Genomic DNA, 26,709 nt, shown 5'->3' with positions numbered 1-26,709 from the left:
GCTCAGAGGCGGAGCACGAGGACGGCGCGGCCGCGGTGGCCGCGCTGTGCGATCCATTCAAGCGCGCGGGCCGCATCGGCAAGCGCGAACGGCTGCACGTCGAGGTGCAGGCGGCCATCGGCCAGCCTCGCCAGCAGCTCGGGCGCTGCGGCACGGCCGGCGGCTTCACGTCGAAACATGTTGAGAGGCAACAGCGCAACATCGCGTTGCAGGAAGTGTGCGATGTCGAGCTGCAGCGTCGGGCCGGCGGTGTAGCCGATCAGCACGGCACGGCCGCCTGGCCGCACCGAAGGCAAGACCTTGGCGAGCACATCTCCGCCGACTGTGTCGATCAGCAGATCGGCGCTGGCAGCGGAAGGTGGCGTAGCTTCCGGGTCCACCGCCGTGACCGTGCAACCTGCGTCGCGCGCCAGTTGCATCACGAGCGAGCCGACAGCACCGCTCGCGCCGGTCACCAGCACCTGCTCACCGGCCTGCAGCTTCGCGACTTCGTGCAGCGCCACCCATGCCGAGGTCGTTGGCGAGAAGAATGCAGCCCCCAGTGCCATCGGCACCGCATCCGGCAACAGGCCCAGCGCTTCGTCGGGCGCATCGATCTGCTCGCACCATGTGCCGTCGAACAGCGTGCCGAGCCCGCTGCCGCGCAGCCACACGCGCTGGCCGATGGCGTATCGCTCGCTTGCCATCACTACACCCGCCGCCTCCACGCCAGGCGTGTAGGGCAGCGGCGGATGGCGAAGGAAACTGCCGCGCCACACTGTGCGGTCGATGTGCCCGACCGTCGCAGCTTCCATGCGCACCAGGGTGCGGCCCGGCCGCGCGACAGGGTCGGCAATCTCCTCCAGCACAGGAACCGCATCGAATCCGTGGATGCGCACGGCCTTCACGGCAGCGTCTCCAGGAAGTCGAGCACCGTGCGTGCGAAGGCTTCGGGCATCTGATCGGGCAGCGGCACCATACCGCCTTCGATGTCGACGACGTGCGCTTGCGGCAGGTAGTGCTGCAGCTCCTCGGCATGCGGCGCGGCGAACGGATCGGCCGTGGCACGAACGATCAGCGTGGGCTGCGTGACGCGCCCGATGCGCTCTTCCATGCGGTACGACGCGACGGCGCGATGGCCCTCTTCGACACGCTCGACCTTCAATGCATCGAGCACGAAGGCTTCGAGCAGATCGGGACGTCCTAGCGGATAGAAACTCTGGCGCTTTTGCCACAGCGCAGCGAGGTGAGAGCCGTCTTCGCTCGGTGCGACTTCGTCGATCGGCGGACGTTGTGCTCGCGCCTTGCGAAAGGGCTCGTCGGTGTACGGCGTGGAGGACAGCACCAGGCTGCGAACGCGCCCCGGAAACGCCGCCGCGAGTTCGACCGCAATGACGCCGCCGGTGTGATGCCCCACCACGTCGGCCTGCGCAATGCCCAGCGCATCCAGCAGTTCGCAGGCCACGCGTGCCCATTGCCCAATGCTCGCCGGCACGCCACCGTCGGCCGAATCGCCGAAGCCGGCTGTGTCCATCGCGATCGCCCGACGACGCGCGCCGATCAACGGCAGCACCGCGCGGTACTCGGCCCAGCTGCGCGGCGACTGATGCAGCAACAGCACGGCCGGCGCCTGGTGGTCGCCGCACGCGGCGTAGTGCACCTGCCCCACCGACAGGTCGGCAAAGGCACGGCGGATGCTCATGGCAGGGTCTCGTCGGCGGGCGCGCGCCACAGGCCCGCATGCCGCAGTTCGCCGAGCGTGCGCGAGAGCACGTCGAGCCGGTAGGCCGCGATGTCGCGGCCTTCGTAGTCGTAGAAGCCGCTGCCACTCTTGAGGCCCAGCCGGCCCTGCTCGACCATGCGGCCGACGATGGCAGGCGCGGTGTAGCGACCGGCGTCGAGCGAGGCCGACATCTCGCGGCTCGCGTGGTGCAGGATGTCGCAGCCGCCGAAGTCGATGAACTCGACCACGCCCAGCGCGGCAAAGCGCAGGCCCAAGCCGTAACGCGTGGCCTTGTCGATTTCTTCGGCTGTGGCGGCGCCCTCCTCGATCATTCGTGCGGCTTCATTCATCACCAGCGCCTGCAGGCGCGGCACGATGTAGCCCGGCGAGGCGCCGCAGACCACGGGCAGCTTGCCGATCTCCTCCATCAGCGCCTTGGTGCGCGCGAGCACGGCGGCATCGGTGCCAGGGTGGCAGCTCAGCTCGACCACGGGGATCACGTAGGCTGGGTTGAGCCAGTGCATGTTGAGGAAGCGCCCGGGCAGCCGCACCAGGGACGCGAGCTGCGTCACGAGGATGCTGCTGGTGGTCGAAGTGAGGATGGCGTCGTCGCGGCAATGGCGGTTGAGCTGCTCGAAGGCCTCGCGCTTGGCTTCCATGGTTTCGGGAACGCCCTCGAACACGAGTTCGGCGGCGGCCAGCGCGCGCGGTGCGGCCGCGGCGTTGACGAAGTCCACTCGCGCGGCGATGCGCTCGATCTGCGATGCATCGATCACGCCGAGTTGCGCGAGGCCCGAGAGGCTTGCTTCGATCTCGGCCTTTGCCTCGTCGCGCAGGCGCTGCCAGGCTTCATCGTTGCGCTGGCGCAGGTCGATCAGCGAGATGCGGTGGCCGGCATAGGCGAATGCGATGGCGATGCCGCGCCCCATGCGGCCCGCGCCGACCGCCGCGAACCGGGGGAGCGCGGCGTCATTCGCCATCGTGAAGCCTCTGCTTGAGCTGCGCCGCGCTCAAGCCAGCGAGGCCCAGGCTTTCGAAGGTGCGCGGCCCACGCCGCAAGTCGTGCCCGAGAAAGCCGCCGACGATGGCCAGCAGGCCGTGGGCGATGGGTGCATCCACACCCGCATGGCGCGCGGCCGAGGCCAGGAAGGCCAGGCCAAGCTCGGTGTCTTCCGTGATGTAGCGGTGCGTGTGCAGGTCGATGTTCTCGCGCCAGTCGCCCGATTTGACGAGTTGCTTGTGCGCGTCGCCGTACATCCACTGGTCGTTGTTGTAGTGGTCGGCCAGCGGATAGTGGGGCGCGCCCTGCCCAAAGGCTTCGCGCACGGCAATGCGCTCCTGGTCGAGCCGGTCGGTCACGTCGCGCACGGCACGCTGCGTGCCTTCGTTGTGGATGTCCCAGCGCTCGAAGTGCTGCAGCGGCGCGGCGTTCATCACCATCAGCGGCGGATGAATAACCGGGCCGGCGTTCATCAGCGCGCCGGAGAGCGCGTCGCCGCAGCCGTGCACGGACGGATAGGCCTTGCGGATCACCTCGATGGCTTGCGCCTCCTTGCGGGCCGGATAGACGCCAGTCGGCAGGCGGACGGCGCGGATGGTGACGTTGACCTCGCGCTCGCCGTGCTTGCGGGCCAGGTAAGGCAGAGTGCCGGTCTCGGCCCAGGCGACGTCGGCGCGGCTGCCGGCCTCTTTCACCGTCTTGGCCATCACGTAGCTACCGAAGGTTCCTGGTGGCAGGAACACGACCTGCCCGTCGGCCAGGTGCGGAGCCATCGCGAGTGCGATGTCGTGCTGGGCGATGGCGGGTGTGGGAATGACGATCAGCTCGGCGCCCTTCAGGGCCGCGCCGATGTCGGCGGTGGCCAGCGCAATGGGCACCTCGCGTGCGCCGTCGGCGTCCTTCAGCGTGATCGAGCCGGCACGCACCAGCGGCTCGAGCGCGGCGGCGTCGCGGCGCCACAGGCGCACTTCATGGCCGGTTTCAGACAGGTCCGCGGCGGCCGCATAGGCGCCATGGCCACCCCCAAGAATCGCAATTTTCATGTCGAAAGTCGAAAAGCAGGTGTCGATGAACCGGCGGCCGCAGGACGGATCCGGGGAAATAATGCCTTATTACATTACTTTTCATCGATTCAGATGTCAACCAAATTCGACGTCACCTGACTGCTCGGAAACCCGAAATGAAAAAGCCCGCGTTCGTGAGAAGCGCGGGCTTTCTGGGGGCGAGGCGGCTGTCAGGCCGCCTGGGAAGCAGGATCAGCGGCTGGGCTTGAACGCACGCTTTTGCGCGTCGCGGGGCACGAACACCTTGCCCGGGCCGCCATGACCGGCTGCGCCATTGCCGCGGGGCGCGAAGCCCTCGCGCGGTGCGAAGCCGCCGTCGCCGCGGCCACCGCCGTGACCGTGGCCGCCGCGCGGAGCGCTGTCGCCCCAACCCGGCTTGCGGCCGTAGCCGGCACCGCCGCCATTGCCGCCTTCGTCACGGCCGCCGCCGAAACCGGCGTTCTGGCCACCTTGGAAGCCACGCGGGCCCGGTGCGGCCGGACCACGCGAGTTGCGGTCGTTGAAGCCGCTGGCGCCGGCATAGCCGCCGCCGTTGCCACCACCGTTACCGCCGCGGTAGCCATCGCCGCCGCCGCCGAACTTGCGGTCGCGCGATTGGTTGTCACCGCGGCCGCCGCGGAATTCGCCTTGCGGCGGCCGCGATTGCGGCATGCGCTGTTGCGGCTCCATGCCCGGCACCACTTCGGCCTTGAACTGCTGGCGGCTGTAGTGCTCGATGTCCATGATCTTGCGGCGATCGCGGAACTCGGCGAACGTAACGGCCAGGCCGTCGCGGCCGGCACGGCCGGTGCGGCCGATGCGGTGGGTGTAGTCCTCGGCCTTCATCGGCAGGCCGAAGTTGAAGACGTGGGTGATGGTCGGCACGTCGATGCCGCGGGCGGCAACGTCGGTGGCCACCAGGATCTGCACCTGGCCCTGGCGCAGCGCCATCAGGCGGCGGTTGCGCAGGCCCTGGCTCAGGGCGCCGTGCAGCGCAACGGCGCTGAAGCCTTCTTGCTGCAGGTCGTTGGCGAGGCCGTCGCACTCGACTTGCGTGCTCGCGAACACGATCGCCTGGTTGATGCTGGTGTCGCGCAGCCAGTGGTCGAGCAGCTTGCGCTTGTGCTGGCTGTTGTCAGCCCAGTACAGCGACTGCTTGATGTTGGCGTGCTTCTCTTGCGGGCTGTCGATGGTGATGCGCTGCGGTTCGCGCATCACGCGCTGGGCCAGCTGCTGGATGCGCGGCGCGAAGGTGGCGCTGAACATCATCGTTTGCTGGCGCTCGATGGTGAGCTGGTTGACTTCGGCCAGGTCGTCGGAGAAGCCGAGGTCGAGCATGCGGTCAGCTTCGTCGACCACCAGGAACTTGACCTGGTCGAGCTTGAGTTGCTGCGAGCGTTGCAGGTCGAGCAGACGGCCGGGCGTGGCAACCACCAGGTCGGCGTTCTGCAGCTTGGCGATCTGCAGTTGGTAAGGCATGCCGCCCACCACGTTGGCGATGCGCAGGCCGCGGCAGTGGCGAACCAGTTCGATGGCGTCGTGCGCGACTTGCTGCGCGAGTTCGCGCGTCGGGCACAGGATCAGGGCGCCGGGCGTGGCGGCCTTGAAATGGCGGGCGTTGGTCGGGTCCTTGCGCTTCGCCTTCTTGGGCGGGGCTTCGCCGCGGGCAGCGGCTTCGGCGGCCAGGCGCTGGAATTCGGCCTTGGCTTCAGCTTCTGCCTCGGCCTGGCGCTTGAGCAGCGTGTGCAGCACGGGCAGCAGGAAGGCGGCGGTCTTGCCGGAGCCGGTCTGGCTCGACACCATCAGGTCGACGAAGCGGGCAGCGCCCTCTTCGCCCATGGCGATCGGCACGACCTTTTCCTGCACGGTGGTGGGCTGGGTGAAGCCCAGGTCAGCCACGGCGGCGATCAGCTCGGGCGCGAGGCCCAGCTTGATGAAGCCATTGGGCTTGGCGGGCTCTTCGGCCACGGCCGCTTCGGGGGCGGCTGCATCCAGCGCGTCGAGGATGGGCGCCTCGGACATGGTGTCCGTGGCGGCGGTGAATTCGTTGTGGGTAGCGGATTGCACAGGCGCGAACTCGCCCTGCGCTTCAAAAGCGTCGGTCATGAATATCAATCTCAAACGCGAGCGCTGCCGTAGGCGGCGCCCCGTTGGTGGTTAAAAACATCAACCATCCAACGACATTCAACTTCGGGCTGACGCCTGAGGTTGCGGCCCTTTTTGATCAGCGAATGTGATCGGGCGCGGTGTGCAAGATAGGGAGATGCAAGAGACGCTGGCCGGGCTTGAAATACCTTCCCGATCAGCGAAGCCTGCGATTATGGCACGGATTCGGGTTTTTACCTAATCCCCTGCTTTGCTCAGTCTGTCAGGCGCAGAAAGGTCTCGCGGTAGTGCGCCAGTTCCTCGATGGACTCGTGCACGTCGGCCAGCGCGGTATGCGCCTGCTGCTTCTTGAAGCTGCTGTAGGCCGTGGGTTTCCAGCGCTTGGCCAGCTCCTTGAGGGTGCTGACGTCAAGGTTGCGGTAGTGGAAGTACGCCTCCAGCTTGGGCATGTACTTGACCAGGAAGCGCCGGTCCTGCCCGATGGTGTTGCCGCACATGGGCGAGCCGCTGCGCGGGATGTATTTGGCGATGAATTCCAGCAGTTGCTGCTCGGCGGCGACTTCGTCGAGGGTGGATGCCTTGACCTTGTCGATCAGGCCGCTGCGGCCATGGGTGCCCTTGTTCCAGGCGTCCATGGCGTCGAGCACGGCATCGCTCTGGTGAATGACAAGCACGGGGCCGTCGATGAGGGGCGTGAGGTCGGGGCCGGTGACGACCACGGCAATTTCGAGCAGGCGCTCTTTTTCGGGGTCGAGGCCGCTCATTTCGCAGTCCAGCCAGACCAGGTTCTGGTCGCTTTTCTTCAGGGTGGGCACGGCTGCGGGGGGCGTCGGGTCAAGGGATTCGGGCATCGCAGGATTGTCGTCGAAGGGCTGCGGCCCCAGATAGCGGGGACTAAACTCGCCGCTCCATGTCCTATTCGCTCATCTTCACCATCGCCTTTGCGGCCGCATTGGTTGCAGGCCTGCTCGTGAAGTTCTGGCTGGCCACGCGGCAGGTGCGCCATGTGGCGCAGCACCGCGGCGCCGTGCCGGCAGCTTTCGCGCAGACCATCACCCTCGCCGCCCACCAGAAAGCGGCCGACTACACCATCGCCAAGGCGCGCTTCGGCCTGGTCGAGATGGCCTGGGGCGCAGCGCTGCTTCTGGGCTGGACCTTGCTCGGCGGCCTCGACGTGCTGAACAAGCTTCTGCTGGTGTGGATCGGCGGTGGCATGGTGCAGCAACTGGCACTGCTGGCAGCCTTCGCAGCCATCGGCGGCCTCCTCGAACTGCCCTTCACGCTCTGGCAGACCTTCAGGCTCGAAGAGCGCTTCGGCTTCAACAAGATGACCTGGAAGCTCTGGCTGGCCGACACGCTCAAGTCAACGCTGCTGGGCGCGGTGATCGGTCTGCCGATCGCGGCGCTGATCCTCTGGCTCATGGGTGCGGCCGGGCAGTTGTGGTGGCTGTGGGCCTGGGGCGCATGGATGGGCTTCAACCTGCTGCTGATGCTGATCTACCCGACCTTCATCGCCCCCCTGTTCAACAAGTTCAAGCCGCTCGACGACCCGACGCTCAAGGAGCGCGTGACAGCACTGATGAAGCGCTGCGGCTTCGCGGCCAAGGGCCTGTTCGTGATGGACGGCAGTACGCGCAGCGCCCATGCCAATGCCTACTTCACCGGCTTCGGCGCCAGCAAGCGCGTGGTGTTCTACGACACGCTGCTGCGCCAGCTCAATGCCGGCGAGGTGGAAGCCGTGCTCGCGCATGAGCTGGGCCACTTCAAGCACCGCCATATCGTGAAGCGGCTGGTCGCGATGTTCGCCTTGAGCCTGGCTGGCTTCGCGCTGCTGGGCTGGGTGTCGACGCAGGTCTGGTTCTACACGGGCCTGGGCGTGCAGCCCAACATGACGGCGCCCAACAGCGCGCTGGCGCTGCTGTTGTTCATGATTGCCGTGCCGGTGTTCGGCTTCTTCGTTGCCCCGCTGCCCGCACGGCTGTCACGCAAGCACGAGTTCGAGGCCGACGCCTACGCAGTGGCGCAAACCAGCGGCGCCGACCTGTCGGCCGCCCTGCTCAAGCTCTACCAGGACAACGCGTCGACGCTCACGCCCGACCCAGTGTTCGTCAAGTTCTACTATTCGCACCCGCCGGCTTCAGAGCGCCTTGCGCGCATGACGGCCGCCTGACCCGACTCCCCTCATTTCGAAGAAGCCCATCATGAGCAGCATGTTCAAGCCCAAGGACTGGAAGAACCTCCCTCCACGCAAGGCGCTGAGCGCCACCGAAATCGTGGCCGGCCTAGCGCGCCTCGACGGCTGGATGCTCACCGGCGACGGTGCCAACGTCGCCATCGAAAAAACCTTCAGCTTCGCCAACTACTTCGAGACCATCGCCTTCGTGAACGCGCTGGCTTTCGTGGCTCACACACAAGACCATCACCCCGACCTGGCGGTGCACTACAACCGCTGCGTGGTGCGCTTCAACACGCACGACGTGGGCGGCCTGTCGGTCACCGACTTCGACTGCGCCCGCCAGGCCGACGCGCTGGTCGCAGCCCCCGCCGCATGACGGAACGCGCCCTTGGCTAAGCCCGGCCGCGCCGCGCCCGCAGCCGCTGCTGCGAAGGCACTCCACGACGGCCTTGTCGTTGCCAGCCACGGGCGTCACTGCCTCGTCGAAACGCCCACGGGCGAGCGGCTGATCTGCCACCCGCGCGGCAAGAAAAGCCAGGCCGTGGTCGGCGACCGCGTGCACTGGCAGGCCAGCGAGGACGAAGGCACCATCGAGCAGGTGCTGCCGCGGCGCAACCTGTTCTACCGGCAGGACGAGATTCGCACCAAGTCGTTCGCTGCCAACCTCGACCACGTGCTGATCCTGATCGCGGCCGAGCCGGAGTTTTCCGAGCATCAACTGGCGCGCGCGCTGATCGCGGCGGAGGCCGAGCGCATCACGCCGATCATCGCGCTCAACAAGAGCGACCTGGTCGAACCCTTCGAGCGCGCGTGGACCAAGCTGGCGCCCTACCGGCGCATGCACCACGGCGTGCTGCCGCTGTCGCTGAAAGCCTCAGCCGAGGCGGACTACGCCTCGCTGATGAAGCTTCTCGCCGGCAAGTCCACCCTGGTGCTCGGCCCGTCCGGATCAGGCAAGAGCACATTGACCAATCTGCTGGTGCCGGGCGCGACAGTGCTGACCCAGGAGATTTCGCAGGCGCTGAATTCGGGCAAACACACCACCACGAGCACCACCTGGTACTGGATCGATGAAGCCCGCACCACCGGACTGATCGACTCGCCAGGCTTCCAGGAATTCGGCCTGAACCACATCGCGCCGATGCAGCTCGCCGGGCTCATGCCGGACATCGCCGAGCATGCGAACGACTGCAAGTTCTACAACTGCACGCATCTGCACGAGCCGGGCTGCGGCGTGATTGCGAATGTGGAAACAGCGAGCAGCGAACCGGGCGCCATCAGCGCGAGCCGCTACAAGATCTATGGCGAACTGTTCGCCGAGTTGAGCCAGAAGCGGTACTGACCGGAAGGCAGCTTCAGCCGAGCCAGATGCGGTAGGACTTCCAGGTCGGGTCGAACACGAGATCGAGCGTCACCGGGAGGTCAATGTCGTCCTGCAGCGATTGCGCATGCGAGATCGCCGCCTCTGGGTCAGCCACCTGGAAGTGGACGGTGCGAATGCCCTCCTCCAGCACCACGTGCGTGCAGCAACCCGCTTCGTGCGTCTGCAGCCGCGCCGTCAGCCGGTCTTCGTAGACGCGCGCCTCTTCCAGCTCCTCGCCCGATTCGACCGGCACTGCTGCCGACAGGCGATGACACAGGTCGGCGCGCCCCACCAGGGCCGTGGCCGCGTCGTTGCGCATGACGATCACCTCGATCTCACGGTCGTCCTCGGCCGTGCGCACCGCGTTCATGCCCGACCAGGCGTGTTCGCCCTGGGGAAATACACCGGTGTGGCCCAGTTCGTCGCGCCAGCAGGCGTCGAACACGGGCACGAAATCATCGAGGGGCACGCCATCGAAATCCGCCTGCGCGTCGGCCTCGGCGTAGTCGACCGCCCCGACCTTCACCGCGAAGTCGTACTCGCCCAGGATGTGGTCGAGCATGATGAGGCTCATGTGGCGCGCGTGGTCCTGCATGTCCATCGGAATGGGCTTGGCGAAGCCGATCTCCAGCGCCACCCGGCCCCGATAAAGCTCGTGCTTCACGAGGACTTCGGAACTCGCCAGTTCGAAGTCATTCATGCGCATGCCGAAGCCGTCGCTCGAACGCTGACGAAAGGCCTCCACCTCGACCTGCGGCAGCTTGGGGCTGCTTTGCACCAGTGCCATCAGATCCTCGAAGTCGTCCACCGAACCATGCGCCGTCAGCACGAGCTTGAACTCGGGCGGCTCGCCGGCCACTTCGGCCGCCAGCCGCGGAAAGAAGGGCTCGAGCAGTTCGTTCAACCCTTCCATCAGTTCGCGGGCGGGCAAGGCGCGCAGGCTCTCGATCTGAGCACTCACTGCTTGCCAGAAGCCTGTACAGGCCGCTGTACGCGGATCGGTGTCGTGGGTCGTCGGCATCGCCAGGGTGTCCTTCAAGGGGTTGGTGTGAGGATGTCCTGCAGCCGCTGAACCAGCGTGCTGCATTGCTCGCGCGTGCCGATGCTGATGCGCAGGTACTGCGCGATGCGCGGCTGTTTGAAATGCCGCACCAGCACTGCACGCTCCCGCAGCAGGGCTGCCAATTCGGCGGCATCGCGCTGCGGATGGCGTGCGAAGACGAAATTGGCCTGCGACGGCAGCACCTCGAAGCCCAGGTCTTCGAGCTGCAGACCAAGGCCCTCGCGGGTGTCGACGATCTTGTCTCGGGTGCTGCGAAACCAGTCCTCGTCTTCGAGCGCGGCAACGGCACCGACCGAGGCCAGCCGGTCGAGCGGGTACGAGTTGAAGCTGTCCTTGACGCGCACCAGCGCGTCGATGAGGTGCGCCTGGCTGCAGGCAAAGCCGACCCGCAGGCCAGCCAGCGAACGCGACTTGGAGAGTGTCTGAACCACGAGCAGGTTCGGGTGCTTGCCGATCAGCGGCAGCGCACTCTCGCCGCCGAAATCGACGTATGCCTCGTCGACCAGCACCACGCGATCGGGGCAGGCTTCGAGCAGTTGCTCGATGCGCGACAGCGGCAGGCCAATGCCGGTCGGCGCGTTCGGGTTCGCGATGACGATGCCGGCGCAACCTTGGCGGGCACGCGCTGCAAGGGCGTCGACGTCGATGCGCAGGCCGTCGTCCACCGGCTGCTGCTCGCAGGCGATGCCGTACAGCTGCGCATAGACCTTGTAGAAGCTGTAGCTCACGTCGGGCATCAGCAACGGCTCAGCCTGCTGGAAGAACGCGAAGAAGGCGTGCGCGAGCACTTCGTCCGAGCCGTTGCCCGCAAACACTTCGTCGACCCGCAGGCCGTGCCGCTGCGCTACCGCTTCACGCAGCGCGAGCGAGGTGGGGTCGGGATAGCGCTCCAGGCCGTTCTCGGCCGCGCGCCGGATGACCTCGATGGCGACCGGCGATGGCGGATACGGGTTCTCGTTGGTGTTGAGCTTGACGAGGTTTTCGATGCGCGGCTGCTCGCCTGGCACGTAGGGTTCGAGCGCGCCGATGCGCGGGCTCCAGAAGGCCGGCACTGGATGTGTCATGGCTTGCGCGTCCCTTCGCTCAGCCGAGCAGGCGAGCCAGGGTGAGCAAGGCCAGCAGCACCATCCACATCACGACCGAGCGCCAGACCAGGCCCACGACACTGCGCAGGTGGCCGGGCTCGGGCTCGCGCCCCGGCGTACTACCGGTGTCGGTGCGGCGGCCGTCGGCCAGCGATTCGCCGGCCTGGGCGCGCGGCAGCGGGTCGGTGACCGGAATCGGGCGCAGCGAACCACCGCCCAGGCGCACGTTGACCGCTCCCGACGTGGCCGCAAGGATCACGCCGTCGTTCTCGTTGGGAAAGCGCTGTGCATCATTACGCCAGCAATCGATCGCTTCCTCGAAGCTGCCGACCACCGCGAAACCCAGCGCCGTGATGCGCGCGGGCAGCCAGTCGATCATGTGCCAGGCGCGATCTGCGGCCTGTTGCACAGAAACGCTCGACGGCTGTACCGCAGCGCCGTTCTTGTGCGCCCAGTAGCGCGAGACGAATTCGCTCATGCGATAGAACACGGCGCCCGCCGGCCCCAGACCGATGGCCGCAATGATCGAGAACCACGCAAGCACGCCGAATACATGGCGGTGCGCGGCAATCACCGAATGCTCGATCACGTGGCGCACGATCTCGCTGCGCGGCAGGTTGGCCGCATCCACGCCCTGCCAATGCGCGAGCAGCGAGCGCGCAAGCGGCTCGTCGCCTTCGTCGAGCGCGTCGCGGATGTCGGTGAAGTGGTGGCTGAATTGCCGGAAACCCAGCGTGACGTAGAGCACCGCAATGCTCCAGAGCACCGCGAACGGCAGGCCGAGCGTGAGCACCAGCAGCCAGTGCACACCCAGCGCACCGAGCGTGGGCACGAACACCGCAAGCCCCCAGGCGATCCATCCGTGATGCGGCTTGCCCGCGTCGAAGTTGCGGCTGGTCCAGCGTGTCCACGCCAGCACCGCGCCATACACGGGGTTGTGCGGGCCCAGGGGCCGCACCTGCTCGATCAGCAGCGCGCACAGGATGGCAAAAAAGCTCATCCTTCGATGATAGCGAGAGCGCCTGAAGGTTCAGACCATCTTCATTCGAGTCGCGATTCAGTCAGGCCGCGAGGAAACGATAGAGATTGCGCAGCATGCCCGCGGTCGCGCCCCAGACGAAGCGCTCGTCGGGCCCGTCCTGGTAGGGCATCGAGTACCACTGGCGCCGGGTGCCATCGGGCGCGGGCACGGTGTGGTGGCGGTGATTGGCCGGGTCCATCAGCCATGCGAGCGGCACCTCGAAGGCTTGCGCGACCTCATGGGGATTGATGGTGAGCTCGAAGTCGGGTTGCACCAGCGCAACCACCGGCGTCACGATGAAAGAGGTCACTGTCGTGTAGGTCGGCAGGTTGCCAAGCACCTCGATGTATTGAGCCGAAAGGCCGACCTCCTCCCAGGCTTCGCGCAAAGCGGCGGCCGCGATGTTGGCGTCCTCCGGGTCGACGCGGCCACCGGGAAACGCAACCTGCCCCGAATGCGTCGACAGATTCGAGGTCCGCTCGGTCAGCAGCACGGTCGCGCCCTGCGGCCGTTGCACGATCGGCACCAGCACCGCAGCCTGCGCGGGGACGCGGTCGGTCATTCGCGGATCACGCCGCAGCTCGGGCGTCCAAACGGGCGGTGTCGCGAAGCGCGTCCGCAACGCCTGCGCCGTCAGCTGCGCGGCCGACACCGCCGGCAATCCCTCGACTCCCCCGGCCACAAACGGCACTTTGCGCGGGTCGAACTGCAGCAGCGTGGGCGGCGCCACGGCGTTGACGGGTTCGACGGATGCGGCCTGCAGAGGAATGGATGAGTTGGTCAAGAGATGAAACGTACCGGAGGCGGAGGGAAGAAAGAAGTAGAGCGGAAAAAAGGAAGGTTGTCGCTGAGCGGGGACAACAATGCAAAAAGCCGCCAGAGCGGCGGCTTTTCTTGCACGACAGGCGAACTGCTTACTTGGCAGCCACTGCAGCCGTCGACTTGCTCGGCAGCTTTTCCTTGATACGTGCCGAACGGCCGCTGCGATCGCGCAGGTAGTACAGCTTGGCGCGGCGCACATCGCCACGGCGCTTGACTTCGATACCGGCAATCAGCGGGCTGTAGGTCTGGAACGTACGCTCCACGCCTTCGCCGCTGGAGATCTTGCGCACGGTGAAGCCGCTGTTGAGGCCACGGTTGCGCTTGGCGATCACGACGCCTTCGTAGGCCTGCACGCGCTTGCGGGTGCCTTCGACGACGTTCACGCTGACGATGACCGTGTCACCGGGCATGAAATCGGGGATGGTCTTGCCGAGACGGGAAATTTCTTCCTGCTCGAGGGTTTGGATGAGGTTCATGATTTCCTGATAGTCGATCGTGTCGGGCTACACAAAAGGCGCCTTTGGCTTTCACGGGATGACCGGGAAAAAACCGGGCGCGGCCGGGCAGAGGATCGGGGAACCGGGAATTATAGCTTTTTTTTCAGCGCGGCCTCATCGGCCTTGCCAAGACGGCCCGCCGCGCGGGCGGCGTCGATCAGGTCGGGGCGCCGTGCGGCCGTGATAGCCAGCCGCTGGTCACGCCGCCAACGCTCGATCTGCGCATGGTGACCCGAGAGCAACGGTGCCGGCACGCCCTGCCCGCTCCATTGCTCGGGCCGCGTGTAGTGCGGACAGTCGAGCAGACCGTCGAGCGCGGGGTTGAAGCTGTCCTGCACGTGGCTGGCCTCGTCGCCGAGCACACCCGGCTGCAGCCGGGCCACAGCATCGAGCAGCGCCATGGCCGCAATCTCGCCGCCGGAGAGCACGAAATCGCCGAGGCTGATCTGGTGGGTGACACGCGCGTCGATGAAGCGCTGATCGATGCCTTCGTAGCGGCCACAGATCAGCACCGCGCCCTCGCTGGCCGACCACTTCTCGACCGCCTCATGGCGCAGCGCCTCCCCGATCGGAGAAAACAACACGACGGGCGCCTGTGCGCCGCGTGCAGCCAGCGCCGCGTCGAGGCACGCCGCCAGCGGCTCCGCCATCATCACCATGCCTGGACCGCCGCCGAAGGGGCGATCGTCCACACGCTTGTAATTGCCCTGCGCGAAATCGCGCGGATTCCAGAAAACGACTTCGACCTGCTTCGACTCGTAGGCACGGCGCGTCACGCCGCTGGCCATGAAAGGAGCGAACAGTTCAGGAAAAAGCGTGAGGACGTCGAAGCGCATGCGCGCAAGGTCCGGATCAGAAATCGGGTTGCCAGTCGACCGTGATGAGACGGCCGGGCAGGTCGACCTTGTCGACGAAGACCGAGACGAAGGGCACCATGCGCTCGATGGCCTTGCCGTCTTCTTCCGCAGTGAGCACCAGCGTGGTCTGCGGACCGGTTGCGAGCAGCTCGCGCACCGTGCCGAGCACCACGCCTTCGCGGTTGACCACCGACAGGCCGATCAGGTCGACCCAGTAGTACTCGTCGTCGCCGGCCGTAGGAAAGCTCGAGCGCGGCACGAACACGCGCGCGCCGCGCAGCGCCTCGGCCGCGTTGCGGTCGGGCACGTCCTCGGACGTGGCGACGATGCAGTCGGAATGTTCTTTGGCTTCGCGGATCGCGAGCCGGAAAGCGGTGCTTGCCGAGGCTCCGGGAGCCTGCAGGAACCAGCGCTTGGAAGAAAAAAGCGCCTCGGGCTGGGCACTGTGGGGCAGGACCTTGAACCAGCCCTTGATGCCCCATGCATCGGCGATGCGCCCTACTTCAATCGCATCCGCCGGCAATTCGGCGGTTTCGAGTGCGGGCAGCATCGCCGTGCGGACGGCTTAGGCCGCCGCCTTGGGAGCTGCCGAGGCAGCTTGACGGATCAGGCGCAGAACGGTGGGCGAAGCTTGTGCGCCGACGCTCTTCCAGTACGCCAGGCGGTCCTGGGCGATACGGATGCTTTCTTCGTTTTCCTTGGCGGTCGGGTTGTAGAAACCCAGGCGCTCGATGAAACGGCCATCGCGGCGAACGCGCTTGTCCGACACGACGATGTTGAAGAACGGACGGCCTTTGGAGCCGCCGCGGGAGAGTCGAATGACGACCATGATTTATCCTTGGGTGGTCAGCAGGCCTTATGGATGAAGAAGAGGCCCGCTCACAATGTTCTTCCAGCGTCGAGACACGCGACATGGCCACCCGGCCAGCGACACGCTGAAAAGCCCGCGATTATAGCCCGACCCGCGTTTTCTCCGAATTCCGGCCTTGCGCCAGCCGTTTCCACCGCATGCCCCTCACCATCCGCCCCAGCCGCGACGAAGACGTCGAGGCCATCTCCGCCATCTACGCCCACCACGTGCTGCACGGCACTGGCACCTTCGAAACGGAGCCTCCCTCCCCCGCCGACATGGCCGCCCGCCGTGCCGACGTTCTGGGCAAGAACCTGCCGTATCTGGTCGCCGAAGAAAATGGCGAAGTGTTGGGTTTTGCCTACTGCAACTGGTTCAAGCCGCGCCCGGCCTACCGTTTTTCGGCCGAAGACTCGATCTACATGTCGGAGTCAGCACGCGGCAAGGGTCTGGGCGCCAAGCTGCTGGCAGCGCTGTCGCAGGCCGCCGAAGCGGCTGGCGTGCGCAAGCTGATCGCGGTGATCGGCGATTCGGCCAACGCCGGCTCCGTCGGCGTGCATCGTAGCCAGGGCTTCACGCACGTGGGCGTGCTGAAAGACTGTGGCTGGAAGTTCGGCGAATGGCGCGATGTCGTATTGATGGAAAAAGTGCTCGGCGAAGGCAGCACCACCAAACCCGAATGAAAAACAAGACTGTTGCCGCCTGGCTCTCCTTCCTCGGCGGCCCGCTCGGCCTGCACCGCTTCTACCTGCGCGGCATGGGCGACTTGCTCGGCTGGCTGCTGCCCATTCCCACGGCGCTGGGCATCTATGGCATCGAGCGCGTGCGCATGTACGGCGTGGACGATGGCGTTAGCTGGGCGCTGATTCCACTGCTGGGCTTCACCATCGCGGGCTGCGCGCTGACGGCCATCATCTATGGCCTCATGACGCCCGAGAAGTGGAATGCCCGCTTCAACGCCAGCGCGCCGGCCGACGCGGAACCCGGCCGCACGAACTGGTTCACCATCGGCGCGGTGGTGCTCTCCCTCTTCTTCGGCAGCACGATCCTGATGGCCAGCATCGTGTTCAGCTTCCAGCGCTACTTCGAGCACCAGGTCGAAGAAGGCCGGAAGATTTCGCAATAGCCGTCAGAACAGCTGGATGCTGATCCAGTAGGCGATCGCGGCCACGAAGGCCGAGGCGGGAATCGTGAAGATCCACGCCCACACGATGTTCCCCGCCACGCCCCAGCGCACCGCACTCGCGCGCTGCGTCGAGCCGACACCGACGATGGCGCCCGTGATGGTGTGCGTGGTCGACACCGGAATGCCCAGCGCCGTCGCCAGGAACAGCGTCAGCGCCCCGCCCGTCTCGGCGCAGAAGCCGCCCACGGGCTTGAGCTTGGTGATCTTCTGGCCCATCGTCTTCACGATGCGCCAACCGCCGAACATCGTGCCCAGCGCAATCGCGGCGTAGCAGCTCACGATGGTCCAGGTCGGCGGGCTCGCGTCGCCGGCATTGGCATAACCGGTGGCGATCAGCAGCATCCAGATGATGCCGATCGTCTTCTGCGCATCGTTGCCGCCATGGCCCAGGCTGTAGGCGCCGGCCGAAACCAGCTGCAGCCTGCGGAACCAGCGGTCCACCCGCGAAGGCGTGGCGCGCCGGAAGCCCCAGGCCACAGCGATCATCATCATCGAGCCCAGCAAAAAACCCAGCAGCGGCGACACGAAGATGAAGGCCACCGTCTTCCAGATGCCCGATGCCACGAGGCCACTGGTACCGGTCTTGGAGATCACCGCGCCCACGATGCCGCCGATCAGCGCGTGCGACGAGCTGCTCGGGATGCCGTAGTACCAGGTCACGAGGTTCCAGCTGATGGCGCCCACGAGCGCACCGAACACCACGTGCACGTCGACCACCCCGGGCTGGGCGATGCCCTTGCCCACGGTGGCCGCCACGCTCAAATGAAAGATGAAGATCGCGATCAGGTTGAAGAAGGCCGCGAACACCACGGCCTGCCCCGGCTTGAGAACCCCGGTGGACACCACCGTCGCAATCGAATTGGCGGCGTCGTGGAACCCGTTCATGAAATCGAACAGGATCGCCAGCGCGACCAGCACTATCACCACCCAGAGGGCGACCTGAACCGTTGCCATCAGCGCTGCCCGCTCAGGAATTCTCGAGGACGATGCCCTCGATCACGTTGGCCACGTCCTCGCACTTGTCGGTGATCGTCTCGAGCAGTTCGTAGATCGCCTTCAGCTTGATCACCTCGCGCACGTCGGGCTCCTCGCGGAACAGCTTGCTCATGGCGCTGCGCATCACGCGGTCGGCGTCCGATTCGAGGCGATCGATTTCCTCGCAGGTCTTCAGCGTGGCCTCGGCCACGGCCGGGTCGGCGATCTTGCCCAGGAACTTGACGGCATCCTTCAGGCGGTCGCAGCACTTCACGCTCAATGCCGTGAGGCGCACGATCTCGTCGGTCATGTGGCGCACGTCGTACAGCGCCATCGTCTCGGCCGAGTCCTGGATCAGGTCGGCCACGTCGTCCATCGTGTTGATGAGCTTGTGGATCTGCTCGCGGTCGATGGGTGTGATGAAAGTCTTGTGGATCAGCCGGTTGACGTCGTGCGTCACGCGGTCGGCGGCGCGCTCGGCGTTGTCGACGTCGCGGTTGTACTGCTCGCGCAGGTGCACGTCGCTGTAGTTGGCAACGAGCTGCTCGAAGGCCCTCGCCGCCTCCACGATGCGCTCGGCGTGCTGGTTGAACATCTCGAAGAAATTGCCCTCGCGGGGCAGCAGCTTGCCGAACATGAAAACTCCAGGGGAGCGCCAATCACAGTTTCATGACGCCTTGATGAAAAACCGGCGAAGTTTAACGGGCGCGCGGGCCCTGCCTTGCCTGGCCAGCTTTTCGGGGCCGTCGGAAGACCCGACTTTCAGGCCGGCAAACGCATCACCGGCAAGTGCCAGCCGCCGTAGATCCCGCCCAGGCGAAGCGCCACGATCAGCAGCACGCCGGCGTGAAAGGCCCAGCGCCGCGGCGTTCCGGCGGCCTGCAGCAGCAGGTAGGCTGCAATGCCCGCGATGGCGGCCGAGCCGTAGATACCGCTGCTCAGCAGCAACGGAACGCGGGCAGTGAACACATCGCGCAGCAGCCCGCCGGCTGCGCCGGTCATGGTGCCGACCAGCAGCACGATGACGGCCGGCAGGCGCCGCTCCTCGGCCACCTGCGCACCGGTAATCGCAAACAGGCCGAGCCCCAGCGCGTCGGCAACGGCCAGCGCGTGCTCAGGCACCGGCAACATGTGCACCCAGACGATCGTGAGCGCCGCCGCCGCGAGGATCACGTAGACATAGCGGGTGTCGCGGATCCAGAACACCGGATGGCGGTCGAGCAGCAGGTCGCGCAGCGTACCGCCGCCCACCGCGGTGACCGAAGCGATCACCACCACGCCCAGCCAGTCGAGGCCCGCATGACCGGCCCCCAACGCCCCACTGACCGCGAAGACCGCCACACCGGCGAGATCGAGGACGTAGAGCAGCACGGCCTTCAGACGATGCGCTTGACCACCTGGCCCGTAACGCGTGCCAGCGCAGCGCGCGGCACCTTGTCGGGTGCGATTTCGGCGAGCGGCTTCAGCACGAAGGCGCGCTCGCGCATGCGGGGATGCGGCAAAGTCAGCGTCGGCGTGTCGATCACCGAGTTGCCGTGCATCAGCAGGTCGAGATCGAGCGTGCGCGGCGCATTGGGAAACGGCCTTTCGCGGCCGGCCAGCGCCTCCAGGCGCTGCAACGCCACGAGCAACTGCTCGGCATCCAGGCCGGTGCGTACCGCCACCACGGCGTTGATGAAATCGGGGCCTTCGGCATCCACCGGCTCACTGCGATAGAGCGACGAACGGGCTGTCACCACGGTTCGCTGAAGTGCGCCGATGTCCGCCATGGCGGCCTTCACGGCTGCCTCGGCGTCACCCAGGTTGGCGCCTATGGCGATGAAGGCCTGTGCCGTGGGGTAGTCCTCCCGCGGGCCGCGTGGACTGCGCAAAGGGGCGCGGGTGGGCGCGCGGCGCGCGGGCGGGCCGCTCTTTGCGCCTGCAGACGGTGGCTTGGCACCACCGCCCGCGCGCGGCGGTGCTGCCTTGGCCTTGGGGCCAGGCTTGCCGTCCTTCGGCCGGTTGGGCGTGCTCATGCGCCCTCGGCGCTCCCGCCGCCCCCACCACCAGCACCGCCACCACCTCCGGTGCGGGGCTTGCGGCGACGCCGGCGCTTGCGCGGCACCGCCTCGCCATCGGGCGGCACGGCGCCGGCTTCTGCTTCTACTTCAACCTCTTCGACTTCGTCGTCCTGCTCCGAATCGGGGGCCTGGCTCTTGCGCGCAGCCGGTTCACCGCCGCGCGGCTTCGGCGCCGGGGTTTCGCGCACCCGCACGCGCTGGCGGCCCTTCTGCTCCTCGCGCACCTGCTCCAGCAGGTCCTGGCGGCGCACGTCGTCGGCGGTGCTGAATTCCTGCCACCACTCGGCAATCGCCTCGCTCACCTCGCCCACGTCTGCGCGCAGGCGCATGAAGTCGAAGGCGGCGCGGAAGCGCGCCTGCTCGACCAGGCTGTAGGGCGTGGAGCCGGTGCGCTTGTCGAAGCGCGGCTGCATCATCCAGATCTCGCGCATGTCGGCGGCCAGCTTGCCTCGGCCCGAAACATCGCCGATGCGGGCGTTGAACACGTCGTCGATGGCGTCCTGCAGCGCCGGAAACGGCGGCTGCGGGCGCTGGCCGTGGCGGCCTTCCTGGCGCTGGGCCCAGCCGTCGCGCACGTCGGCCCACAGCACGCAGGCCAGCAGGAAGCTGGGCGCCACGGGCTTGCCTTCACCCACGCGGCGATCGGTATCTTGCAGGGCCGCCTTCACGAAAGGCTGGTCGGCGCGCTCCACCACCACGTCGAGCAGCGGGTAGATGCCGCGGGCCAGGCCGAGCTTGTTGAGCTGCTCGACGGTCGCAATCGCGTGACCGGTCTGCAGCAGCTTGAGCATTTCGTCGAACAGGCGGCTCTGCGGCACGTCGGCCAGCAGCTTGCTCGATTCAACCAGCGGGGCCGCCGTCTTGGCTTCCATCTTGAAGCCCAGGGCCGCGAGCTTGGCCGAGAAGCGGATGGCGCGAATGATGCGCACCGGGTCTTCGCGGTAGCGCGTGGCCGGGTCGCCGATCATGCGCAGCGTGAGCTTCTGGGCGTCCTTGATGCCGTTGTGATAGTCCACCACGACCTGGTTGGCCGGGTCGTAGTACATGGCGTTCACGGTGAAGTCGCGGCGCGCCGCATCTTCTTCCTGCGGGCCCCAGACGTTGTCCCGCAGCACGCGGCCGCTGGCGTCCACCGCGTGCTTCATGCTCGCGAGCTCGCCCTTGCTGGTGCGCTCGTTGCCCGCCACCTGCTCGGCCGCGGTGTTGTCCATGTAGGCGCGGAAGGTCGAGACTTCGATCACCTCGTGCTCGCGACCGCGGCCGTACACAACGTGCACGATGCGAAAGCGCCGCCCGATGATGAAGGCGCGGCGAAACAGCGACTTGACCTGCTCGGGCGTGGCATTGGTGGCCACGTCGAAGTCCTTGGGGCGCAGCCCCAGCAGCAGGTCGCGCACCGCGCCGCCCACCACGTAGGCCTCGTAGCCGGCCTGCTGCAGCGTGGTGACCACGTTCTTCGCGCGTTCGTCGACCAGGGCCGGATCGATCTTGTGAACCTCTGCCGGCACCTCCTGGCGCTTGCCGAAGCGGCTCTTGCCCTGCGTGCCGCCGGCGGTCTTGCCGAGCAGCTTGTCGATGAATTTCTTGATCATTGTTGGTTGGAAGCTCTTATTCGTTCTCTAGCATGGAGCGGATCAGCGGAATGGTGATCGCGCGTTGCGTCTGCAGGGCATAGCCGTCGAGCTGTGTGAGCAGCTCCATCAGGCTGCCGAGGTCGCGGCTGAAGCGGTGCAGCATGTAGTCGAGCACGTCGTCGGACAGCATCACGCCGCGCGCATCGGCGGCCTGGCGCAGCACCGCGCGACGTTCGCTTTCGCTCAGCACCTGCAAGTGGAACACGTGGCCCCAGCCGAGGCGGGTGCGCAGGTCTTCGCGCAGCGGCAGGTCGGCCGGCGGCAAGGCGCCGGCTGCGACCACGCCGCGCTGCAGGGTCTGGGCGTTGACGAACCAGTTGAAGGCCGCGTGCTGCTGCACGGCGGTGTAGAGGTGCACGTCGTCGAGCAGGACGGCGCCCCAGCGCTCGTCGAACTCGGGCGGCTCCAGCAGGCCGGCGTGCAGCCAGCCCACGCTGGCGCCCTGCTCGCGCAGCGCGACACGCACCGATTCGAGCAAGTGGCTCTTGCCGCTGCCGCCTTCGCCCCACAGATAGGTGGGCACCGGCGAGTGCAGCGCGGGGCCGCCGGCGCCGCCCACCCACACTTGCAGGTGCCGCAGCGCCGCCTCGTTGGGGCCGGCAAAAAAGGCGTCGAAGCTGGGGCCCGTCGCAATGCCGATATCGAGCGCGAGCTGTTTCATCCCGGGAAGGTTCATGGAGGGGGCCGCGAGGGCCCTTAAAATCGTGAGGAATTCTATCGGCCCGGCCACCATGGTTACCGGCGCCGCCTTCCGCTCCTACTCTTCACGTCCTTTCGCGTTCTTTCGCGCCCTTCCCGAACTCGACCACCCATGACCTCCCCTACGCCCACTCCTCTCAGCTACAAGGATGCCGGTGTCGACATCGATGCCGGCGACGCGCTGGTCGACCGCATCAAGCCCCTGGCCAAGAAGACCATGCGCGAAGGAGTGCTGGCCGGCATCGGCGGCTTCGGCGCCCTGTTCGAGGTGCCCAAGCGCTACAAAGAGCCGGTGCTGGTGAGCGGCACCGACGGCGTGGGCACCAAGCTCAAGCTGGCCTTCGAATGGAACATGCACGACACGGTCGGCATCGACCTGGTGGCCATGAGCGTCAACGACGTGCTGGTGCAGGGCGCCGAGCCCCTGTTCTTCCTCGACTACTTCGCCTGCGGCAAGCTGGACGTGGACACGGCCGCGGCCGTGGTCGGCGGCATCGCCCACGGCTGCGAACTCTCGGGTTGCGCGCTGATCGGCGGCGAAACCGCCGAAATGCCCGGCATGTACCCGGCCGGCGAGTACGACCTGGCGGGCTTTGCGGTCGGCGCGGTCGAAAAATCGAAGATCCTCACAGGCCAGAACGTCAAGCCCGGCGACGTGGTGCTGGGCCTGGCCTCGGCCGGCGTGCATTCCAACGGCTTCAGCCTGGTGCGCAAGGTGATCGAACGCGCCGGAGCTGACTTGCCCGCCACGCTGGACGGCAAGCCCTTCCGCGAAGCCGTGATGGAGCCCACCCACCTCTATGTGAAGCCCGTGCTCGAAGCGCTGGGCAAGCACCCGATCAAGGCACTGGCCCACATTACCGGCGGCGGCCTGCTCGAGAACATCCCGCGCGTACTGCCCGAAGGCACCGCTGCCCACCTCAAGAAGGGCAGCTGGCCGCAGACCGAGCTGTTCGCCTGGCTGCAGAAGGTGGCCGGCATCGACGACATCGAGATGAACCGCACCTTCAACAACGGCATCGGCATGGTCGTGGTGATCGACGCGGCCGAAGCCGCCGCCTGCGCCGCCACACTGCGCGCCGCTGGCGAGTCGGTGCACGAGATCGGCGTGATCGCCGAGCGCGGCGAAGGCGCCGCGGTAGTCGTCGGCTGAGCGCCGGCTGCCCATCCACAATGTCCTGAACAGAGCACGCGACGCCCCGGATGGCCAAGAAGCCACAACCCATCAGCCCCGCCGTGACAACGGCCCCCGTCCACCCGCCCGCCTCGCGCGGCGTGATGATCGCAAGCTACCTGCTGATGCTGGCCGCCTTGCTGCTGGTGATGTGGGAGCACCTGCTGCCGGGGCTGCTGTGCGTTTGCATCGGCTTCCTGGCCACGCGATGGTTCGCGCGCGTGCTGAGCGCGGGCATGCGGCGCATTCCGGCACTCGGCGGCCAGCGCGCCGATGGCTGGGCCGGCGTGCTGGCCGTCATCCTCGTGCTGGTGGGGCCGATCGCGCTGATCACGCTGCTGCTGTCGCAGGCCCGCGAATACATCGTCGATGCGCCTGACCAGTACCGTGAGCTGCTCGACTACACGGCGCGCACGGTGCTCGAGCTGCGCTCCAAGCTGCCGGTCGAAATCGCGGTGTACCTGCCCGAGGGCGCGGCCGAAGTGCAGCGGGTGATCGCCAATTACCTGCGCGCGCAGGCCGGATCGCTGGCCGTGGCCGGGCGCGCCTGGCTGCACGGCATTCTCTTTTCATACGTGGGACTGATCGTGGGCGGCCTGGCCGCCGTGGCGCACGCGCCGCTGCGCCGCCTGCCGCTGGCCGACCAGCTGCACCAGCGCGTGCGGACCTTCGGCGAGGCCTTCGGCCAGATCGTCGCGGCCCAGTTCTGGATCGCGGCCTTCAACACGCTGCTCACGGCAATCTTCCTGCTGTTCATCATGCCAACGTGGGGTGCGCACCTGCCGTACACGCCTGCGCTCATCACTCTCACTTTCCTGGCGGGGCTGGTGCCGATCGTGGGCAATCTGGTCTGCAACTCGGTGATCACGCTGGTGGGCCTGTCGGTATCGCCGGTCACGGCGGCGGCGTGCCTGATCTTTTTGATCGTGATCCACAAGGCCGAGTACGTCATCAACGCCAAGGTGGTCGGCGCCCGCACGCAGATGAGCGTGTGGGAGCTGCTGGCCGTGATGTTCGTGGCCGAGGCGGTGTTCGGGCCGGCCGGGCTGGTGGCGGCGCCGCTGTACTACGCGTACCTGAAGAAAGAGCTGCAGGCGGCGTCGCTGGTCTGAGGCGACCGTCGGGCAGCAATGTCCTGATCTGATCGGTTTTGGTCCGGCTGCGAACGGACCGTGGGCTGGCAAGGCAGAAGAATAGGCGGCATCATCCACTTTGCCTCTGCGAGCCCCGCCATGAAAACCTGTCTGATTGTGATCGACGCCCAGGAATCATTCCGCCAGCGTGCGTACTGGTCCGAAAGCCAGGCCACGCCCTACTTCGCCGCGCAGAACGCGCTGATCGAAGGCTGCGCCGCCGCCGGCGTGCCGATCGTGCGGGTCTTTCACACCGACGAGCCGTCCGACGCGAGCAACCCGTTTGCGGTCGAATCCGGCCACGTGCGCCCCATCGGCGGGCTGGCCTCCTTCGACGCCGCGGCCACCTTCACCAAGCACCGCCACAGCGCGCTGGTCAACAGCGGGCTGGACATCTGGCTCACGCAGAACGGCATCGGCCGGCTGATCGTGAGCGGCATCCGCACCGAACAGTGCTGCGAAACCACCACCCGCCACGCCTCGGACCTGGGCTGGGAGGTCGACTACGTGACCGACGCCACGCTCACCTTCGACATGGTGCAGCCCGACGGCCAGCCGCTTTCGGCCGCCGACATCAAGGCCCGCACCGCCACCGTGCTGCAGGGCCGCTTCGCCACCGTCTGCACCGTGGCGCAGGCGCTCGAACGGGCCGTGGCGTGAGCGGCATGAGCTTGCGCGTGCTCATCCTCGCCTTCGACGGCGTCGAAGCGCTGGACTTCGCCGGCCCCTTCGAGGTGTTCACCACCGCGAGCCGGGTCAGCCAGCGCATGCAGCCGGGCACGGCGGCGCCATTCGATGTCGCATCGGTCGCTCATGCGGAGCGCGGCCAGCCCGTGCAGGCGCGCGCCGGCCTGCAACTGCTGGCCAATCACACGTTGGCCGACAGCCCGAAGGCCGATGTGCTGATCGTTCCCGGCGGCGTGGTCGGCGCGCCGATGGCCAGCCCCGACACGCTGCGCTGGATCGCCCGCAGCGCCGCAAGCGCGCAGGTCGTCGCCTCAGTCTGCACCGGCGCCTTCCTGCTGGCCGAAAGCGGCGTGATCACGAACGACACCGTCACCACCCACTGGGAAGACATCGCCGACCTGCGCGAGCGCTTTCCCTCGCTCGACGTGCGCGACGGCGTGCGCTGGGTCGACAACGGCCGCATCGTCAGCTCCGCGGGCATCAGCGCCGGCATCGACATGAGCCTGCATCTCGTCGAGCGGCTGGCCGGACGCGAACTGGCCGAGCGCACCGCGCGCCAGATGGACTACGCATGGACCCGCAACCCCAGCCACAACCCATCCGCGTAGTCTTCGTCCTCCTGCCCGGCAGCATCGTGCTCGACTGGGCCGGCCCGGCCGAGGCGCTGCGCATCGCCAACCAGCGGTTGCGCGCAATGGGCCAGCCCGAGCGCTTTGCCATCGAGTTCGCGAGCCCCCGGCCGACGACGATGGGCTCGGTCGGCGTCGCGCTGTCCGGGCTCTCGCCCTTGCCGACGCAGTGGGACAGCCCCGGCTGGGTCGTGCTGGTCGGCCTGCCCGGCGACACCATTGCCATCGACAACCGCGAGGCGCAAGACCTGCTGCATTGGCTGCGCGGCCTGCGCTTCGAACGCGACCGGCTGGAGCTGCTGACGATCTGCGCCGGCGCAGTGCTGGCCGCGCATGCCGGTGCGCTGGCGGGCCGGCGCGCCACCACGCACCACCAGCACCTCGACGAGCTGCGTGCCGTGGAGCCGCGCTGCGACGTGGTCAGCAACCGCGTGTTCGTGATCGATCCGCCGCTGTACAGCAGCGCGGGCGTGACGACCGGCATCGACCTGGTCCTGCACCGCATCGCCGAGCTGTGCGGCGAAGCGCTCGCGGCGCAGGTCGCGCAGACCATGGTGGTGGCGCTGCGCCGCGGCCCGCACGACCCGGAGCTGTCGCCCTTTCTCGCCTACCGCAACCACCTGCATGCCGCGCTGCATCGCGTGCAGGACGCGGTGAGCGAGCAGCCGCAGGCCGACTGGAGCGTGCCGCGCATGGCCGAGGTGGCGCACACCTCGGCGCGGCACCTCACGCGGCTGTTTGTCGAACATGCGGGCGTGGCGCCGCTGGCCTATCTGCGCCGGCTACGGCTCGCGGCGGCCCAGCTCGCGCTGGCCTCGGGCGCGAGCGTGACACGGGCGGCGGAGCAATCGGGCTTCGGCTCGGACACGCAGTTGCGCCGCGCGTGGCACCAGTTCGGGTTGCCGGGCTCGCCTTCGGACGCGAACTCGGCCCTCAAGGCCTGACGA

30 protein-coding genes are annotated in these 26,709 nt (G+C 67.2%); 10 read left to right on the top strand and 20 right to left on the bottom strand.

Annotation, left to right across the window (positions count from 1 at the left end):
• Window positions 1-2: 2 nt before the first annotated feature.
• The 6 genes from ACSFBF_RS21875 to orn form a co-directional block, all read right to left on the bottom strand.
• Window positions 3-887 carry a quinone oxidoreductase family protein gene (locus ACSFBF_RS21875; RefSeq protein ID WP_435470615.1) on the bottom strand — a complete coding sequence of 295 codons (885 nt, stop codon included), beginning with the start codon at window positions 885-887 and terminating at the stop codon, window positions 3-5.
• Window positions 884-1,681: an alpha/beta fold hydrolase gene (locus tag ACSFBF_RS21870; protein WP_435470613.1), complete on the bottom strand. Its 798-nt coding sequence runs from the start codon at window positions 1,679-1,681 to the stop codon at window positions 884-886. The genes ACSFBF_RS21875 and ACSFBF_RS21870 overlap by 4 nt, the downstream gene beginning before the upstream one ends.
• Window positions 1,678-2,682, bottom strand: coding sequence for a 3-hydroxybutyryl-CoA dehydrogenase (locus tag ACSFBF_RS21865; RefSeq protein WP_435470611.1), 1,005 nt, complete (start codon window positions 2,680-2,682; stop codon window positions 1,678-1,680). The genes ACSFBF_RS21870 and ACSFBF_RS21865 overlap by 4 nt, the downstream gene beginning before the upstream one ends.
• Window positions 2,672-3,745 carry an NAD/NADP octopine/nopaline dehydrogenase family protein gene (locus ACSFBF_RS21860; RefSeq protein WP_435470609.1) on the bottom strand — a complete coding sequence of 358 codons (1,074 nt, stop codon included), beginning with the start codon at window positions 3,743-3,745 and terminating at the stop codon, window positions 2,672-2,674. Before ACSFBF_RS21860 ends, ACSFBF_RS21865 begins: the two co-directional genes overlap by 11 nt.
• Before the next feature lie 213 nt (window positions 3,746-3,958).
• The gene (locus tag ACSFBF_RS21855) at window positions 3,959-5,851 is read right to left on the bottom strand and encodes a DEAD/DEAH box helicase (RefSeq protein ID WP_435470607.1); all 1,893 of its coding nucleotides are present in this window, start codon (window positions 5,849-5,851) and stop codon (window positions 3,959-3,961) included.
• A 254-nt stretch (window positions 5,852-6,105) separates the two neighbouring features.
• Window positions 6,106-6,702, bottom strand: coding sequence for an oligoribonuclease (gene orn / locus ACSFBF_RS21850; protein ID WP_435470605.1), 597 nt, complete (start codon window positions 6,700-6,702; stop codon window positions 6,106-6,108).
• A 59-nt stretch (window positions 6,703-6,761) separates the two neighbouring features.
• Here orn and ACSFBF_RS21845 point away from each other — a divergent pair, with 59 nt between their 5' ends.
• Genes ACSFBF_RS21845 through rsgA form a run of 3 tightly spaced genes read left to right on the top strand, consistent with a single transcriptional unit; the run spans window position 6,762 to window position 9,369 of the window.
• Entirely contained in the window at window positions 6,762-8,021 is a 1,260-nt protein-coding gene (locus tag ACSFBF_RS21845; RefSeq protein WP_435470603.1) for a M48 family metallopeptidase, read from the top strand.
• A gap of 31 nt (window positions 8,022-8,052) precedes the next feature.
• On the top strand, window positions 8,053-8,403 hold the full coding sequence (locus ACSFBF_RS21840; protein ID WP_258350627.1) for a 4a-hydroxytetrahydrobiopterin dehydratase: 351 nt from the start codon (window positions 8,053-8,055) through the stop codon (window positions 8,401-8,403).
• Window positions 8,404-8,415: 12 nt separating this feature from the next.
• On the top strand, window positions 8,416-9,369 hold the full coding sequence (gene rsgA / locus ACSFBF_RS21835; RefSeq protein ID WP_435470600.1) for a ribosome small subunit-dependent GTPase A: 954 nt from the start codon (window positions 8,416-8,418) through the stop codon (window positions 9,367-9,369).
• Between the two features lie 13 nt (window positions 9,370-9,382).
• On the opposite strand, the gene ACSFBF_RS21830 is transcribed toward rsgA, so the two are convergent.
• From ACSFBF_RS21830 to rpsP, 8 genes are all read right to left on the bottom strand, one after another.
• A complete protein-coding gene (locus tag ACSFBF_RS21830) occupies window positions 9,383-10,429 on the bottom strand; it encodes a hypothetical protein (protein ID WP_435470598.1) in 1,047 nt (348 codons plus the stop codon).
• Window positions 10,426-11,517 (bottom strand): histidinol-phosphate transaminase, encoded by a 1,092-nt coding sequence (gene hisC / locus ACSFBF_RS21825; protein WP_435470596.1) that lies wholly within the window; start codon window positions 11,515-11,517, stop codon window positions 10,426-10,428. Before hisC ends, ACSFBF_RS21830 begins: the two co-directional genes overlap by 4 nt.
• A gap of 19 nt (window positions 11,518-11,536) precedes the next feature.
• A complete protein-coding gene (locus ACSFBF_RS21820; protein ID WP_093075510.1) occupies window positions 11,537-12,538 on the bottom strand; it encodes a CobD/CbiB family protein in 1,002 nt (333 codons plus the stop codon).
• A 61-nt stretch (window positions 12,539-12,599) separates the two neighbouring features.
• A complete protein-coding gene (locus tag ACSFBF_RS21815; protein WP_435470594.1) occupies window positions 12,600-13,343 on the bottom strand; it encodes a CoA pyrophosphatase in 744 nt (247 codons plus the stop codon).
• 130 nt (window positions 13,344-13,473) lie between these two features.
• Window positions 13,474-13,857 carry a 50S ribosomal protein L19 gene (gene rplS / locus ACSFBF_RS21810; RefSeq protein ID WP_435470592.1) on the bottom strand — a complete coding sequence of 128 codons (384 nt, stop codon included), beginning with the start codon at window positions 13,855-13,857 and terminating at the stop codon, window positions 13,474-13,476.
• A gap of 110 nt (window positions 13,858-13,967) precedes the next feature.
• A complete protein-coding gene (gene trmD / locus ACSFBF_RS21805) occupies window positions 13,968-14,714 on the bottom strand; it encodes a tRNA (guanosine(37)-N1)-methyltransferase TrmD (protein ID WP_435470590.1) in 747 nt (248 codons plus the stop codon).
• 16 nt (window positions 14,715-14,730) lie between these two features.
• Window positions 14,731-15,285 carry a ribosome maturation factor RimM gene (rimM, locus tag ACSFBF_RS21800; RefSeq protein ID WP_093049679.1) on the bottom strand — a complete coding sequence of 185 codons (555 nt, stop codon included), beginning with the start codon at window positions 15,283-15,285 and terminating at the stop codon, window positions 14,731-14,733.
• 15 nt (window positions 15,286-15,300) lie between these two features.
• Window positions 15,301-15,564: a 30S ribosomal protein S16 gene (gene rpsP, locus ACSFBF_RS21795; RefSeq protein WP_093049676.1), complete on the bottom strand. Its 264-nt coding sequence runs from the start codon at window positions 15,562-15,564 to the stop codon at window positions 15,301-15,303.
• Window positions 15,565-15,743: 179 nt separating this feature from the next.
• On the opposite strand from rpsP, the gene ACSFBF_RS21790 reads away from it, so the two are divergent.
• Together ACSFBF_RS21790 and ACSFBF_RS21785 are read left to right on the top strand one after the other, a co-directional pair.
• Window positions 15,744-16,268, top strand: a complete 525-nt coding sequence (locus tag ACSFBF_RS21790) for a GNAT family N-acetyltransferase (RefSeq protein WP_435470588.1) — start codon at window positions 15,744-15,746, stop codon at window positions 16,266-16,268.
• On the top strand, window positions 16,265-16,711 hold the full coding sequence (locus ACSFBF_RS21785) for a TM2 domain-containing protein (protein WP_435470586.1): 447 nt from the start codon (window positions 16,265-16,267) through the stop codon (window positions 16,709-16,711). Before ACSFBF_RS21790 ends, ACSFBF_RS21785 begins: the two co-directional genes overlap by 4 nt.
• A gap of 3 nt (window positions 16,712-16,714) precedes the next feature.
• Here ACSFBF_RS21785 and ACSFBF_RS21780 read toward each other — a convergent pair whose 3' ends face one another.
• From ACSFBF_RS21780 to hda, 6 genes are all read right to left on the bottom strand, one after another.
• The gene (locus ACSFBF_RS21780; protein ID WP_435470585.1) at window positions 16,715-17,725 is read right to left on the bottom strand and encodes an inorganic phosphate transporter; all 1,011 of its coding nucleotides are present in this window, start codon (window positions 17,723-17,725) and stop codon (window positions 16,715-16,717) included.
• Between the two features lie 13 nt (window positions 17,726-17,738).
• Entirely contained in the window at window positions 17,739-18,383 is a 645-nt protein-coding gene (locus ACSFBF_RS21775; protein ID WP_012746613.1) for a DUF47 domain-containing protein, read from the bottom strand.
• 125 nt (window positions 18,384-18,508) lie between these two features.
• Window positions 18,509-19,117, bottom strand: coding sequence for a trimeric intracellular cation channel family protein (locus tag ACSFBF_RS21770; RefSeq protein WP_435470582.1), 609 nt, complete (start codon window positions 19,115-19,117; stop codon window positions 18,509-18,511).
• Window positions 19,118-19,122: 5 nt separating this feature from the next.
• On the bottom strand, window positions 19,123-19,761 hold the full coding sequence (gene folK / locus ACSFBF_RS21765) for a 2-amino-4-hydroxy-6-hydroxymethyldihydropteridine diphosphokinase (protein ID WP_435470580.1): 639 nt from the start codon (window positions 19,759-19,761) through the stop codon (window positions 19,123-19,125).
• Window positions 19,758-21,398, bottom strand: a complete 1,641-nt coding sequence (gene pcnB, locus ACSFBF_RS21760) for a polynucleotide adenylyltransferase PcnB (protein ID WP_435470578.1) — start codon at window positions 21,396-21,398, stop codon at window positions 19,758-19,760. The genes folK and pcnB overlap by 4 nt, the downstream gene beginning before the upstream one ends.
• Window positions 21,399-21,414: 16 nt before the next feature.
• The gene (hda, locus tag ACSFBF_RS21755; protein ID WP_435471245.1) at window positions 21,415-22,101 is read right to left on the bottom strand and encodes a DnaA regulatory inactivator Hda; all 687 of its coding nucleotides are present in this window, start codon (window positions 22,099-22,101) and stop codon (window positions 21,415-21,417) included.
• A 150-nt stretch (window positions 22,102-22,251) separates the two neighbouring features.
• On the opposite strand from hda, the gene purM reads away from it, so the two are divergent.
• The 5 genes from purM to ACSFBF_RS21730 all read left to right on the top strand — a co-directional run bounded on the left by purM (window position 22,252) and on the right by ACSFBF_RS21730 (window position 26,706).
• Window positions 22,252-23,292: a phosphoribosylformylglycinamidine cyclo-ligase gene (gene purM / locus ACSFBF_RS21750; RefSeq protein WP_435470576.1), complete on the top strand. Its 1,041-nt coding sequence runs from the start codon at window positions 22,252-22,254 to the stop codon at window positions 23,290-23,292.
• A 50-nt stretch (window positions 23,293-23,342) separates the two neighbouring features.
• Window positions 23,343-24,425 carry an AI-2E family transporter gene (locus ACSFBF_RS21745; protein ID WP_435470574.1) on the top strand — a complete coding sequence of 361 codons (1,083 nt, stop codon included), beginning with the start codon at window positions 23,343-23,345 and terminating at the stop codon, window positions 24,423-24,425.
• Between the two features lie 120 nt (window positions 24,426-24,545).
• Window positions 24,546-25,106 carry a cysteine hydrolase family protein gene (locus ACSFBF_RS21740; protein WP_435470573.1) on the top strand — a complete coding sequence of 187 codons (561 nt, stop codon included), beginning with the start codon at window positions 24,546-24,548 and terminating at the stop codon, window positions 25,104-25,106.
• Between the two features lie 5 nt (window positions 25,107-25,111).
• Window positions 25,112-25,741: a DJ-1/PfpI family protein gene (locus ACSFBF_RS21735; protein ID WP_435470571.1), complete on the top strand. Its 630-nt coding sequence runs from the start codon at window positions 25,112-25,114 to the stop codon at window positions 25,739-25,741.
• The gene (locus ACSFBF_RS21730) at window positions 25,705-26,706 is read left to right on the top strand and encodes a GlxA family transcriptional regulator (RefSeq protein WP_435470569.1); all 1,002 of its coding nucleotides are present in this window, start codon (window positions 25,705-25,707) and stop codon (window positions 26,704-26,706) included. The genes ACSFBF_RS21735 and ACSFBF_RS21730 overlap by 37 nt, the downstream gene beginning before the upstream one ends.
• The last annotated feature ends 3 nt before the right edge of the window (window positions 26,707-26,709 follow it).

This window comes from Variovorax nivicola, assembly GCF_051216475.1.
Classification (GTDB): Bacteria; Pseudomonadota; Gammaproteobacteria; order Burkholderiales; family Burkholderiaceae_C; genus Variovorax.
This window is presented reverse-complemented; position numbering and strand designations above follow the sequence as displayed.